This is a genomic window from Halorubrum sp. F4, from assembly GCF_027257195.1.
In the GTDB taxonomy this organism is placed as follows: domain Archaea; phylum Halobacteriota; class Halobacteria; order Halobacteriales; family Haloferacaceae; genus Halorubrum.
Map to the genome: position 1 here is coordinate 33807 of NZ_JAPDFS010000007.1, position 12871 is coordinate 46677.

Annotated in this window: 18 protein-coding genes; all 18 read right to left on the bottom strand. The window is 61.0% G+C overall.

The window, feature by feature from the left end:
* Positions 1 to 54: 54 nt before the first annotated feature.
* The gene (locus tag OKW78_RS13885; protein WP_004594503.1) at positions 55 to 339 is read right to left on the bottom strand and encodes a hypothetical protein; all 285 of its coding nucleotides are present in this window, start codon (positions 337 to 339) and stop codon (positions 55 to 57) included.
* A gap of 37 nt (positions 340 to 376) precedes the next feature.
* On the bottom strand, positions 377 to 1039 hold the full coding sequence (locus OKW78_RS13890; RefSeq protein WP_210113832.1) for a DUF6735 family protein: 663 nt from the start codon (positions 1037 to 1039) through the stop codon (positions 377 to 379).
* A 68-nt stretch (positions 1040 to 1107) separates the two neighbouring features.
* Positions 1108 to 1488, bottom strand: a complete 381-nt coding sequence (locus OKW78_RS13895; protein WP_210113833.1) for a hypothetical protein — start codon at positions 1486 to 1488, stop codon at positions 1108 to 1110.
* 107 nt (positions 1489 to 1595) lie between these two features.
* On the bottom strand, positions 1596 to 1784 hold the full coding sequence (locus OKW78_RS13900; protein ID WP_233340876.1) for a hypothetical protein: 189 nt from the start codon (positions 1782 to 1784) through the stop codon (positions 1596 to 1598).
* Between the two features lie 142 nt (positions 1785 to 1926).
* Positions 1927 to 2814: a hypothetical protein gene (locus tag OKW78_RS13905; RefSeq protein ID WP_210113834.1), complete on the bottom strand. Its 888-nt coding sequence runs from the start codon at positions 2812 to 2814 to the stop codon at positions 1927 to 1929.
* Positions 2815 to 2914: 100 nt separating this feature from the next.
* Positions 2915 to 3841 (bottom strand): transcription initiation factor IIB family protein, encoded by a 927-nt coding sequence (locus OKW78_RS13910; protein ID WP_210113835.1) that lies wholly within the window; start codon positions 3839 to 3841, stop codon positions 2915 to 2917.
* Between the two features lie 348 nt (positions 3842 to 4189).
* Positions 4190 to 4354, bottom strand: coding sequence for a hypothetical protein (locus OKW78_RS13915; RefSeq protein ID WP_210113836.1), 165 nt, complete (start codon positions 4352 to 4354; stop codon positions 4190 to 4192).
* A gap of 454 nt (positions 4355 to 4808) precedes the next feature.
* Complete coding sequence (locus OKW78_RS13920; RefSeq protein WP_280921425.1) at positions 4809 to 5780, bottom strand: homing endonuclease associated repeat-containing protein; 972 nt, start codon at positions 5778 to 5780, stop codon at positions 4809 to 4811.
* Positions 5781 to 6001: 221 nt separating this feature from the next.
* Positions 6002 to 6868, bottom strand: a complete 867-nt coding sequence (locus tag OKW78_RS13925) for a DNA-binding protein (RefSeq protein ID WP_210113838.1) — start codon at positions 6866 to 6868, stop codon at positions 6002 to 6004.
* Positions 6869 to 7542: 674 nt separating this feature from the next.
* Positions 7543 to 7872 (bottom strand): hypothetical protein, encoded by a 330-nt coding sequence (locus OKW78_RS13930; RefSeq protein ID WP_210113839.1) that lies wholly within the window; start codon positions 7870 to 7872, stop codon positions 7543 to 7545.
* A gap of 31 nt (positions 7873 to 7903) precedes the next feature.
* A complete protein-coding gene (locus OKW78_RS13935; protein ID WP_079235407.1) occupies positions 7904 to 8416 on the bottom strand; it encodes a hypothetical protein in 513 nt (170 codons plus the stop codon).
* The gene (locus OKW78_RS13940; RefSeq protein ID WP_210113840.1) at positions 8417 to 8719 is read right to left on the bottom strand and encodes a hypothetical protein; all 303 of its coding nucleotides are present in this window, start codon (positions 8717 to 8719) and stop codon (positions 8417 to 8419) included.
* Between the two features lie 71 nt (positions 8720 to 8790).
* Positions 8791 to 9117: a hypothetical protein gene (locus tag OKW78_RS13945; protein WP_122106710.1), complete on the bottom strand. Its 327-nt coding sequence runs from the start codon at positions 9115 to 9117 to the stop codon at positions 8791 to 8793.
* The gene (locus tag OKW78_RS13950) at positions 9117 to 9401 is read right to left on the bottom strand and encodes a hypothetical protein (RefSeq protein WP_122106709.1); all 285 of its coding nucleotides are present in this window, start codon (positions 9399 to 9401) and stop codon (positions 9117 to 9119) included. The genes OKW78_RS13945 and OKW78_RS13950 overlap by 1 nt, the downstream gene beginning before the upstream one ends.
* A gap of 231 nt (positions 9402 to 9632) precedes the next feature.
* Positions 9633 to 9926 (bottom strand): hypothetical protein, encoded by a 294-nt coding sequence (locus OKW78_RS13955; protein WP_281195721.1) that lies wholly within the window; start codon positions 9924 to 9926, stop codon positions 9633 to 9635.
* A 323-nt stretch (positions 9927 to 10249) separates the two neighbouring features.
* Entirely contained in the window at positions 10250 to 10684 is a 435-nt protein-coding gene (locus OKW78_RS17005; RefSeq protein ID WP_343771684.1) for a hypothetical protein, read from the bottom strand.
* Between the two features lie 8 nt (positions 10685 to 10692).
* Positions 10693 to 11226, bottom strand: a complete 534-nt coding sequence (locus OKW78_RS13960) for a sugar-specific transcriptional regulator TrmB (protein WP_210113842.1) — start codon at positions 11224 to 11226, stop codon at positions 10693 to 10695.
* A 211-nt stretch (positions 11227 to 11437) separates the two neighbouring features.
* Positions 11438 to 12700 carry a hypothetical protein gene (locus tag OKW78_RS13965; RefSeq protein WP_210113843.1) on the bottom strand — a complete coding sequence of 421 codons (1263 nt, stop codon included), beginning with the start codon at positions 12698 to 12700 and terminating at the stop codon, positions 11438 to 11440.
* Between the last annotated feature and the right edge of the window lie 171 nt (positions 12701 to 12871).

Here is a 12871-nt window from a genome sequence, read left to right on the forward strand (position 1 = left end):
CTACGGCCTCCTCCGACATAACCAATGGCACGGGACTACGTCTACTGGTGAGCATCAGATCACGTCGTTCGGGTCGTGGACCTCCTGCATTCGCTGCGCTTCGGCCGCGTATTGGTCCTGGAGATCGGGGTCATCAACCGTGCCGAGATTGCCGGGCCCCGCATCGACTGCCGCTGTCGTATCTCGAATATCGGTGAAGGACGTGAGTGCCCGCTCTTTCCGATAATACTGTTTGCCGTCGGGTGTCGCGTAGGTGAGGATGATTAGGTTCTGTTCATCATCGGAGTAGGTACGTTCGACGAGCCATACTCGCACCTCGTCATCAGCCCGATCTGACATATCCAGACGTTCGTGGGGACTCAGAAAGGGATTGGCGTTATAATCGGTCGACTGACGCAGTTTTCGACGGTGATTCACCACCAGGGATGCGCAGTTCCTGGCGCTCGCCGACCCACTCGCCGAGCTTCTGTGTGAGGTACTGGCGAGCGGTCGACTGGGTGAACACACCCTTGTCGAGCATATCGCCGACGACGTCTTTGAGGGCCGCGAACTGTCCCTGCAGGTGGCCGTCGCCGACCGGCTCGCCGTCGTACCAGCGCACCGTCGCGAGCGCGCCGTTCCCGACCGTCTCTCCCTGTTCGACTGTCTCCGAGTCGTACTGGAGGCCGAACCATAGTGTCCGGTAGGCGGCTACCTCGAATGTCGTCGACACCACGAAGAACGCCTCGTGGTGGAGATAGTCGAGATGGTCCGCGACGATCTCGTCGAGGGTAAGCCCGGTGGCGCAGGGCTTCGGCTCGACGACCGTCGACGGGCGATCTTCACCGGCGAGGTAGCCATCGACGGCATCTACCTCGAGGCCATCGGCCAGTTCCGCCAGCAGCTGTTTCGCCCACTTCGAGTCGGTGTCGTCGCCACCGAACGGTGTTTCAGCCGATATTCGGTGCTTGAGCTTGAGATTCGCTGCACCCCAATGAGAGTAGTGGAGCGTGTACTGTCCGTCAGTTCGTTCGTACGCAACGAGTGCGCGGTGGCCCATTGAACAATCACCTCGGAGGACGACCCACGACTGGATCGCCCCGCACCCCTCCCGGGGGACGAACAACGCTACTCGTCGATCGGGTCGGGGAAACTGAGGTCCGCGTACAGGACCTCACCGTCGCGGATGATGTACCGTTTGGCCAGCACGGGAAAGCGGCACTTGGTAAATCCGGCTGTCTGGATGTCGAATTCTTCGTCCGGTTCGAGATATTCTGCGAGCGACCGGAGGAACTCGTGGGTGACGATGCCACCGTCGTAGTCAGGAAGCCCGTTCTCACGAGCCTCGTACACGTCGAAGCTGTCGTAGCCCCAGATGATCAGTTCGCCGTCGTCGTCCACCTCCCAGTTGAGCGTCCCGAAGCAGTGGTTCTCACAGAGTTCGCGGACTGCCTGTGGATCCGATACGAGCGCGCCGGTCGATGTCGTTGCGGCTTGGAGTGTTGCCATGGGTTGTTCTCGGGAGCGGTCTCGCGCCCCCGCACCCCTTCAAGGGGGCGAACAACCGCTCACGCTGTGACGGCCACAGGATACTGCGTTGCCGACGCGTCGTGCTGTCAGGATTCTTCTTTAGCGTCACCGTCCCTCGTCGTATTCGGTTGGGTGAGAACATCCACCTGCTCGAGGAGCGTCGTCGCGGTGCTAATTCGCTCTCGATCAGCGGGCCCCAATTGGTCGGCGTCGATACTGGAGAGGCTGCTAAGCGCGCGGTGGAGTCGATAGCCTGGGGTGTCTCGTGGGTCCATGTGTGCGCCTCCGCCAATTTACGGCGCGAAAAAACACCGGCGGGCAGTCAGCGGGGCGGTCCGGGAGTGATCTCGAACTAGTCTCCAATTAACCAACAGGACGAATCGATATCGGGATTAGTTGGTTAAACTGTCACCGTCTCTATTGACCGGCTTCGGGTTCGGGCCCATAGCGAGGTGTCCCGCACCGCTGACACTCCCACATGGGCTGCCCGGTCCACTCGTCGTCGGGGATAGCCTCGAATTCGCGAAATCGATGCTTAGTCTCCCGATCACACTCCCGACACTCGAGGTGAGTTCTGTTTGGGCGCTCGCGTCGTGGCTGTTCGGTATCGGTCTTGCCAACGGATTCCTGGAGCGCAATCGCCGGCACCAGCCAGAGGTCGTCGTCTGCGTCCTCACGTAGGCTTGCAAGACGATCTTCGGAGTGAACCCCACTCCCGGTTTCCTCGTAGAGGAACGTCGTGTGCTCGCCGTCGTGACAGGACTGCGTCGTCTCTGTCCACGCCGTCCGCTCACGAGCAGCCGCGAGCAGCTGATTACCACATTCAGACGTGACCCGTGTCGCCGAGGGGAGCGAGGGCCACTGATCGACAAGCTGTGGGGCCGGTTCTTCGTCGAGATCATAGATTAGCTTGCAGTCATCGACTACTGGGTCATCATCTGCCCTCGCGAGGAGGGTGGCCGCAGCAGATCCCTTCGCGACGGCGCCGTAGAACGTCGACGCCTCAACGAGCAGCTGGATGACGTGGAGGAGAGTCCGTTCGGCATTCGACGTGCCCTGCTCGTCGGCTGCTTCGAGATGGTTCGTGAGACAGAACCGGCACTTCGACTGGCCAGCGGGGATCGACGCTCCACAGGAATCGCACTCGGTCGCAGCTGCTGTCGGGTCGTCTGGATAGCCTGCGTCGACGCCACCAGAGCGTTGCCGCCGGAGCTCACCACTACTACTGGCGAGTTGGTCGTCGGGAACGTGGGTCGCTTCGCCGAGCGGTCGGAGGGCTTCGTAGTCGGCGTACTGGTCGGTCATAGAGTGATCTGGCCGTATCATGCTTCGTCTTCGGGTTTAAATAATGGCTCTCACATCAATCAGCCTACAGACATACAACCGAAAATCAGCAGTGTGGGCGTTAGACAGCCAGTTCGTCCAGCGCATCGCGGTGGGTCCGCACGGTGACCACCGAGACGTTCGCAACGTCAGCGACGTCTGACTGGGTGAGCCACATTCCGTCTTCGCGTCCGGCCTTGTACAGACAGGCTGCAGCGAATCCGGATGGCCGAACCCCCGTTGTTGCTCCGGTCGATTCGGATGCTTCCGCCAACTGCCGAGCCCGCTGCCGGATCTGATCGGAGACGTCGAGCTCCGAGGCCAACTGCGGAACGAACGCACTCGGCGTCACGGGCTGGGCTGGCAGGCCGAGTTCCGTATTCAGCGTCGTGTATGCGTTCGTCACCCGCGATTGCTCGACGCGCGCCGACTCGGTGATGTCGTCGAGCGTTCGCGGCCGCCCGTTGCACCGACACGCTCCGTAGACACTCGCGGCGGCCATCGCCTCGATTGAGCGGCCCTGCAGGAGATCCTCGTTCTGAGCGCTGCGGAATAGCTGGCAGGCCTGGTCACGGATCGTCTCGGATAGTTCGAGCGCACTACTGATCCGGCGGACTTCACTAAGCCCGTGTGCGAGGTTGCGTTCAGCTTTCGACTGAAACCGCCCACGGGTCTGTTCACGCCGCATCCGAGCGAGCCGCCGTCGCTTCTGTCCTGAGAGTTCGTTCCCGTTCGCATCGGTCCCGCGGCCGATCTCCGTCGACAACCCTCGATCGTGTCGTGCCGCCGTCAACGGAGCGCCCGTTCGCTCCCGTTCGTCTTCGTCGAACCCTCGCCACTCTGGCCCGTGGTCGATCCGCTGCTCGTCGATGACCAGCCCACAGTCCTCGCAGATGGTTTCAATCGCATTGGTGGTGACCCGGCCGTCGCACTCGGGACACTGGTTCGCACTCGATTCCGTCTGGACGTCTTCGTCGAACGCCGTCTCGTAGATGTCTCTGGTTGCCATGAATACACACGAGGGGATACACGCAAATCGCGCCTCTCGGAATGCCCCTCACCCATCAGGGGGGCAAATACACACCACGGAGGACGGCGCTGACACCGATGGACTGCGGTGGCGAAAGCCCGGCCGCGCAACGGCGCGTAGCGCCGTGAGCAGCCCGGACCGTGGAGGTGGTGGGAGGTGGCGGTGACTGCGTACACACCAGCAAAAAAAGGGGGCGTCGCCCCGGCTATTCCCACCAGCGGCCGCATTCTGGGAATTCGAGGGAGAATTCAATAGATGAATAATTGGCCTCTTTCTGTTTAGTTTCGACTACTCTTGCCAGTGCAGAAATACTATCGAGTCCGATAGTTAGTCCTGCTTAGATTCAAGTTCTTCTACCCGCTGTTTTAGTTCCTCTATCTCATTTTCCTTCCCGCCGCCAGTAGCGCGATTGATAAATGCGACTACACCGACAAACACGGGTACTGAAACTAGCAGGAACAGGAGGAGGATGAACCAAACTTCGGGACCCATGTTTGGGGGTTAGTTAGATACTCAATTGATTCTTTCGTACTCGATGCAGTTTTCGCCCCAGCACCAGCTAGACGGTTCTACTGGATTGATCAAATCTGGTACTATTATATGTCGCATGAGTGCTGTCGAATCCGCTCTGGCAAACCGAATTTCTCACAGACGGGGCACTCTTGCAGCGGTGTTGGTGGTTGGTTCTCCCATTCCTCCAGCGCAGCCCTGAGATGGTGCTCAACCTCGTCTGATTCAGTACGGGTCAGGGCCTGCACGAGATGCATTCGCAGTCGCTCACGGCTTGTCGTTGTCTGCTGATCACTCATAACTGATTTTTGGAGGACAAATTGTATCGCCCTCCGCCCTTCTGAGGGCTCAAAAAACACCACGGACTACGAATTCGTCCTAATCAACCGTTGGTGGTGGATTAGCGGATAAGGAAAGTGCTGACGTGAATGGCTGGCTATGAATGGCGAACATCGGGTTGTAGTGGTGAAATTTGCTCCCATCGAGCGTGATGCTCGATGCAGAGGGTGACTAGATTATCGAGTGCATTCGCTTGTTCGTAGTCAATCTCACCGGTTTCGTCTCTGAATGACCGCAGCGGGACAATATGGTGTACGTGGAGGTCGCGTCCGTACTGGTTTCGGTGGCTTGCCCGTGTGTGGTCACAGTTCGGGCGCTGGCACTCGAATCCATCTCGTTGTACCGCTCTTTCACGCTGCTGACTCCATTTCGGACCATACCACAAGCGATCCCGCTCTTTTCCACCGACCCACCGCGGATGATCAGAGCCACAATACGGGGTATGTGGCTCGTAGCCTGCGGTCGTGATTGCTGCATCCCACCCACCAAACTCTCGAAGATAGCCCTTGATCGAGTACTGTCCGTGTTCGTCTAAATCAGCAATTGCTGGGACGTGACCGAGTTCCTCAGTGAGTCGATGAATCTCTGCAAGAAGGTCCTCTCGTGGGATTTCCTCATTATGTGGTTCGAACCCAGCACTCCGTAGGGCGTCGTTCCAGCTTCCAAACCGCTTGCTGGCAGTTTTCCGCGAGTATTTCCCGTGGTTGTTCATCTCGTCGACCGTTGGTGGATGGCCGAGTCGATCGGCAAGCGCCTGAATAGCTTCGATAATCTGGTCTTTTGGGACGTTCGTGGGGCGTTTGACCTCGAGATCTGCTGCCCGTAGAGCGTCATTCCACGTTCCAAAGTGGCTCAGATACGTACTTCGCGAGTATTCTCCCCCGGTGTTCATCTCGCTCATCTCCGGCGGGTGGCCTTTCTCGGTGGCAAGCCGTTGGAGTTCAGTTATCAAGTCCTCTTCTTGGCGATCATCGCGGTGATACCACGAGATGTGTCCGGCTTTCTTGCTGCCCGTTTCGAAGTCTTCCCCGCAGAATTCACATACGTACTCGTTCGTATCCTCGGACATAGCTGGTTCAAGGACGCGATACTGTCGCGCCCGTACCCCTCCGGGCGCAAGATAGACCGTGCCGAACCACTCGCTGGATCTCTCGACCCCAGCCACAGTTCGTGGAATGTCAGCTCAAGGTCGTGGCTGCGCGCGCAGCGACGCGAGCACGGAGCGGAGGGTGGGGCGGTGGGGTCTGGGTCGGTCCGGCGCGTAAGAAAAAAGAAGACTACGTCAGCAGGCTATGCTTCCCACCAGCGGCCGCGCTCCGGGAAGTGGATATCCGACCAGCCAGTCAGCGCGATTGAGCACCGACCTTCGTACCAGTTCTTGGCTGCTGCCCGAAACCGCACTGTCTGACCTTCACGCACCACTGTCTGCTGTGATTTCTCCCAGCAGGTGAACTTGATTTTCCCGCTATCATCCGCTATCAGCCCGACTTGCTGAATGGCGCTACTGCTGGGAGACCAGAGTTCGATTATCTCGCCTTCGACCGTCACCTCACCGACCGGGACGTCCGGCACGTCCGCGATGGGCACGATCGCCCCCGGCGCCGCCTTTAGTTCCTCGAGGGTCTCCAGCACCGCCTTCGTGACGTCCCGCCCGCGCTGCACCTTCTCGGCCAGTTGCTTCGCGACGACCGCTCTCGACCAGCCGCCCTGTACTTCGTCGCTGATCCGCATCGCCTGCTTGTTCACCGCCGCGAGTTCCTCCTGCGTCAGCTTCTCTCGGGGATCCGTGCGCTCCACCGGTTCGGGCTCGTCCCGGCCACACTGCTCGACGACGACCTCCCGCGTCCGCTTCGCGCGTCCCTCCTGCTTACTGAGTTCCGCCTGGGCACTGATGTGCTCCAGCTCGGCTTCCCGGGCCTCGATGCGCTCTTCCTGTTCGAGGGTCTTCCCGAACAGGTGATCCGGACCTTCCTCGACCCGCGCGTCCGGATGGTTGGAATCGACTTTCGCCTGCACTTCCATGTCGACCGTCGCCCGGAACTCCGGCGTCTCGTCGACGACCTCGAAACCGTCCTCGTCGACCTCGACGTCATCGTGTTTCTCGAAAGCCTGTTCATCGACCGAAACTACATCCGTGGTGACGTTCTTACTTGACATTGGAATCACTCACAGGTGATTTCCGACGAAGGCGCTCACGCGCCCGACACCGCGATGCTACAACATCGCGGATTTCCTCGACGACAACGACCGACAGACTCGTCTGCGCGCTCTCGCTCGCGCCTTCGCGAGCGCCCTGTGGGCGCGAGCGAGAGCGCGCCCGAGGCGGACGACCATCCAGCACCGCGCGCCGACCCGCCCGGAGCGAGCGGCCAGCGGGATATGCCCGCTCGTGTCCGGCCCGATGTGCGGGTTCGTGTCCAGAGCGACTGTCGTCGAGAACGCGCGCCGCGGTGTGGCGCGCGACAGCGCAGGCGGCACCAAGCGCTGGAACGCGAAAGCCCGCAAGGGGCGCAACCGACGGGGATACCCGCTGGCGCCGAGGGCACATGCATTTTAGCCCGGAACGGGCGCGGGCGGTGCGGAGAGCGCCCGCACGCCCGGAATGGTCGGTCGCGAGCGACGCGGAGGGCGGCAGCGGCGAGCGGGGCGGGCCGTCACGTACACACCTGTCCAGCTGGCCGCGACACTCGGCGATCCAGCTACCGTCCTGGCGGACTCAGAAAGGGCGAGGCCGTCTCGGTCGTCCCCCGACCCCGCAAGCACCACAGGCACGAGGAGCGCAGCGGTGGTCGCGGGATGCCGAGCGGCCGAGGGCTTTCAGAAACTGTATTTCAATCGTCGTGCTGCGCGTTCAATTCTGTAAGGAACTGGCCGGCTGCTGTCCCGATACGAACACCGTCGACGTTACGCATCTCGAGGTCATGCGTAGCAGTCCGAAAGGGGTGGTGGTCGACGAGGATGCGATGGATAACGGTTCGGACGGGGCCGGTCCCGTACCTATCGACGACAGTAGCCATCATCTCGTCAAGATGCGCGTCCCGGTGCTCCGTCCGGGGATGCTGTGCGCGTTCGAGGATGAGTTCGACCACGTCATCAACTGATGCGTGCTCGGGATTCTTCGTTCGTTCACAAACGTCGTAGAGAGCGTCGTTATCGGACATTCCAAATCACTTCGAAGGATCCTCCATGGTGTCAGGGCTCTTCGAGCAATGAGCGAGCTCGCTGCACGTAACTGTTCGCGCCCCAGCTACGGGCGTCACTGATCGCATCGAGGAGCAACCGGGCATCGGCAGCTGATAGGTGTTCAGTTCGAACGAGAACCGAGAGTAGCGTCGGTGTCGTGACGAGTCGGGTATCAGCGAGTGAGGCGTGAATCAAGCCAAGTTGGTTGAACTCGTCACAGAGGAAGAGTGCAGCATCGAGATCGTTCGCGAGCGTGACCGCCGCGTTCTCACCGTCATCGAGCGGAAACTCGGCATCGAGGTCCACCGACTGTGTCGTGAATGACTCCGTTTGGTCGAGGACGGCGGACGCGGCGTGGCCATGGACGTCATCGTAGGAGGCGATCTCTCGGAGTTCATCGATGACCGCCGTTGGGACGACGACCTCGTACCGGGAGAGACAGAGTGCGAGTGGATCAGGATCGTCGTCAGTAACGATCCCGAGACTCACGAGGGCGGAGGCGTCTGCGATAAGCCGCGACATCTAAGCGTCGGCGACCTCGTCGACGAAGTCCTCGTCCAGTTGCTGTTTCAACACTCGGAGGTTTGCCGCCTCCTCGGCGCCGACGAGCGCTTTGAGTTGCTCGAAGGTGATCTCATCGTCGTAATAGGCGGCAGCGATCTCCTGGGTGAGTGCGTCGTCGTGAGCGGCGTCTTGGAGGTACTCCCGAAGCGCGGTCACGAGGACGTCTGTTCGGTCTTCCCCGAGGACTGCGGCCAGTGCGTCGGCCCGGTCGATGAGCCGATCGGGGGCCCGAAACTGCACGCGCTTCTTATCGGTGCTCATAATGTGTACATTGTGAGCCAACGCACTTAGCCGTTTTCGTGTGTACGATGTGAGCGTCACTCGGTCGAGCGTCACTCGGCTACGAGATGCTCTTCGAGATCACGCGTCCAGTACGTTGCGAGCCCCCCTGGACTACAGTGCTCGCACAGTTGCAACGGGCCTTCGAGGTGCCCCAGTTCCACACGGAACCGGGTGAGCGCTGCGAGCGTGTCAACGACGAGCCCACACCCGTCGCAGGCGTGGTGATCGTGCTCCTCGGGATCCGGCCGTTCTTGGACGGCACAGTCGACACAGATTGGGTGGGTGACCCGTTCGTCCTGCCCCCACGTATGCGCCTCGCCCATTTCTGACCCTGGCAGCGTCTCGCAGAACGCACACCCGGAAAGCGTCTGTTGCATCAGTTGTCCTCCGCGTCTCTGGCGGCTCTCCATCCGCGATGGAACACGGCGAGCTGGGTGATCGAGTCGAAGGCCTCGCCACTCGGCCCGTGAACGAGGACCCGCTGGTCGGGGACCGGCGTCACCACATCGTCTTCAATGAGATCACCCACGAGACGGCGGGCACTCCGCTCGTCGACGTCCGCCGTCGAGACCCGGGCCCCATCCCGGTCCTGGGCAACGAGTTCGGTTTCGAGTCGTTCGTAGTCGTCTGTCGTATCGTCGAGGATATCAGGTCCAGTCATGGAAGCTCTCACTGGACGCGCTTCGAGCGCGCCTCGCCCCTTTGCGGGCGCGAACGACGATCACGTGCGGCCAGCTCGCCCGGCCGTTTGCGCCCTGCTCTTCCCGGGCACGTACGCCGAACCCGTTCCTCTCCTGCTGCTGATGGGCTAGCTCTCCACCGTCGATGGCACACTGCGTATTTCGGCGGATTGCAAGAGTCGATAGCGGGGAGGCTCTCTTCTTTCGGACTGTTAGAGTGCGATCACGAGGCCGGTCACGAGTATTACGAGTCCGAGTGCCAGCCACGTCGTTCGCGCTGCGAGACGCCGCCAGCACTGCTGCCCCAGCTGGCGGAGTTGATCACGGAGGGCTGCCCGCCGTTCCGTTTCGAGGACCGCGACTTCGTCGTAGTAATCGCGGCGATCTGCGGGAAGCGTCCGGAGTGTCGTCTGGCACTCGCTGCAGGTGTATTCGAACTCTGCCCGGACGTGCTGGCGGCGGAACTCTTGCTCGCCGCCCTCGTCGTAGCCTGTGATCTCGTACACGAGGAGTTTTGAGACGAAGCGACGGTTCCCACACTCCGGACATTGGTCCATCCTGAGCGTTGGTGTTCCATCCTCGCTGCTCGTATCGTCTGGCCAGGATCTCTGTGGCTCTGTGTCCTCGGTCTCTCGGGGTGGGCTCGTGTGGTTTTCTGACGGCGATGCACTCGCTGTCTCGGAGTTACTAAACGTAGACATGGATTCACCTGTGACTGCACTCAGCTGACTCCAGGCTGGACACCACGACGACTCTCCTGGTGGTGCCCATCGCGCTGAGCGCCGTCACCCTTGGTCGGCGCGATAAACGCCACTGCGGGGGCAGTCGCTTATTCGTTCCACAGTACTGCGATCCGGTCTTCAATCTCGTCGAGGACGAGTCGCAGGACATCACGATGATCGGTCGGCCAGGAGTCATCGTCACCGGGCGTCGGGGCGGTGGGCGGGGGATGGAAGTGATCGCGCGTATTGTGGGGGTTCGGATGCCGATCCCATCGGCATTCCCAGGTGTGCTCCGAATGAGTCTCTCGATAGTGGATCTTGAAGTCGTCGTTCGTGTACCAGCGAATAGTCAGGGTTGCTTCGTCAACGGGCGCTGGGTAGTACGATGATGCAAAGACGACCTGAAGCTCGAGATGGCCACTTGCATCCGTGATGGCCGCTCGGGAGACTTGTCCGGTGGCTTGGAGCCGTGTCTGAAGGAACTCGAGGATGGGGCGATCGATGGGGGCGGGGCTCCCGCCATCGCCTGTCGGTGGCACCATCGAGCGGGTTACCCGGATGCCTGTTCGCGCTCGCCACCCGTGCGTTGCTGGCGTGCGCGTTCGTAGCGGTCACGCTCCTCGCGGGCGGTCGCCCAGTCGGCGAGGTCGCTGTACACGTCGTCGATGGTCCGTTCGTCGCTGGCTTCCGCGGCGGCGACGGCGTCGACGACGGCCGGTGACGCGGCGTCGTACGCCTCCTCATACTCGGTGATGCGCGTCGTCAGCTCACGAACGCGGTCCTGGAGTTCCTCGACAGAATGGTCGGCTGCGAGCTGGTTGATGCGTCGCCACTCGAAGTACGCGTCATTACGCTCGTAGGTGGCTGGGTGGCCGTCGTGCCGGGTAACGATGCCGAGATCGTCGAACCAGCCCAGATACTTTCGGGCGGTCTTGGGGTCACAGTCGGCGCTGTCGGCGATCGCGCTTGCCGTCGTCGGCTCGCGGGTCTGCAGGATGGTGCCGTAGATGCGTTGTTCGACGTCGTCGCTGGCGAACGCATCCTCAAAGGGAGGTGGCCCATCGGCGGCGTCTGTCTCGGACATACTCAGAATTGCAGGTCTAAGGATATAGTTCTTACTTCAAGGAATAGTTTCCCGAACAACAGTATCCTGCGATAGCTCCCATTTTGCGGCGAGATTGAGCGTAGTTAACCAACAAACAGCGCAATATAGCGAGAACGTTGGTTAATACTTCTATCTCGCGGAACCAGAACTCTCGAGGGAGGGCTTCTCGGATGAAGGTGATGCGGCGCTACTACTCGGACTGGCCACCGAAGAATCGACTCAACATAGAGGGTGATTCTGAATCGTCATCGGTCTCTCTCGCAGTACCGGAGTCTTCCTCGTGAGACTGCGCAGTCTCCCGGTCACGGGTTGCGAGTTCGCCGGTGAGCCGCTCGACCTCTGCTTCGAGAGTCTTGATCCGCTCCGTCTTCTGTTCGAGTGTTGCTTCGAGCTCGTCGACGCGCTCGCTCAACAGTCGGTTTTTCTCCGTCAGGTATGCACGACTCCGGTCTGCCTCGTCAGGTGTCCCGCCAGCTGTGACCTCGTCAGGTGTGCCGTGGGGATCTGCGGCGTCGTCGCCGGCGTCCGGGTTGTAGAACTCCGATGTGGTCGCAATCGCTCGCTCGATGGTCTTCTCGCCGTAGGTCGACCCGTCAGCGTAGTGAACCTCGTCCCATTTCTCGCGGTGGAGTCCCGACTGGCGGAACAGGTGATCCATCTGCGTCTGGTCGCCGCCGGTCCAGAATGCAAGCAAACAGCACAGAGCCATGTCGGCCTCGGACTGACTGTCGTAGCCGACCGTATTCCCGTTCCAGAGCCGCTCGAACTTCTCGCCGTTCGATGCGTTTCGCGCTTTTTCGAGGAGGTCCTCGTCTTCGAGGTCGACGTCGACGTCGGCTGCGTCGGTCGTCGGTGACCGGGCGTCAGTGCCATCACGCTGTTCGGACTCGGAGGCTGTGTCACGCTCTGTGTCCTGGACGTACTCGCGGTGAATCGCTGTGAGCGCGTCCTGCCGGCGTGCAACGCGCGTTGGTGTCCACTCGACGTGGTCGCCAGTGACGGTGAAAAAGCGTGCTGTGTCGTATAGTTCGATGCTCCCTCGCCGATTCCGGCCCTTCGGGAGTTCACCCCTGAGGAGAACGTGATAGCCGGTACCGGACGGTGACACCTCGGTGTAGGAGTCGAGTCGCTCAATGATGTCCAGCGCTGCGTCGTCGACGTCGCCGGTTTCCGGGTCGCGGCAGTCGTCCAGATCGACGCCGACGATGGGATCGTCGTCAGTAAACACGAACCCAATACCATCGGCGTGCTCTGTCTCGCTGTAGTCGAGTGCTGCCTCGAAACTCGCCCAGGTCTCCGACTCTGTTGCTGACGCGAACCCCCCAGCCCCTGGCGTCACCGGAATCTTCGTCGGTTTGCCGTCTCGCTCCTCCTCGCGCCAGCACACCCACTGGTCGCGTTCGCGTAACGTCTCCGGAATCGCCTCCGGCTCGTTGACGATAGGGTCACTCATCCTCACGTAGCACCTCGCATGGCTCTCACTGGTTCTGAGCCAGCACAGAACGCTCTCTGCTGTACGTCGCGATCCAATCCCTTGGTCCCAACGGGGACCCCCCGTTCTATCTTAGTTGGTTGTTGGGTGGAACACCCGCTATAGCAGGTTAAAAATCGCTGGACGTGAGCG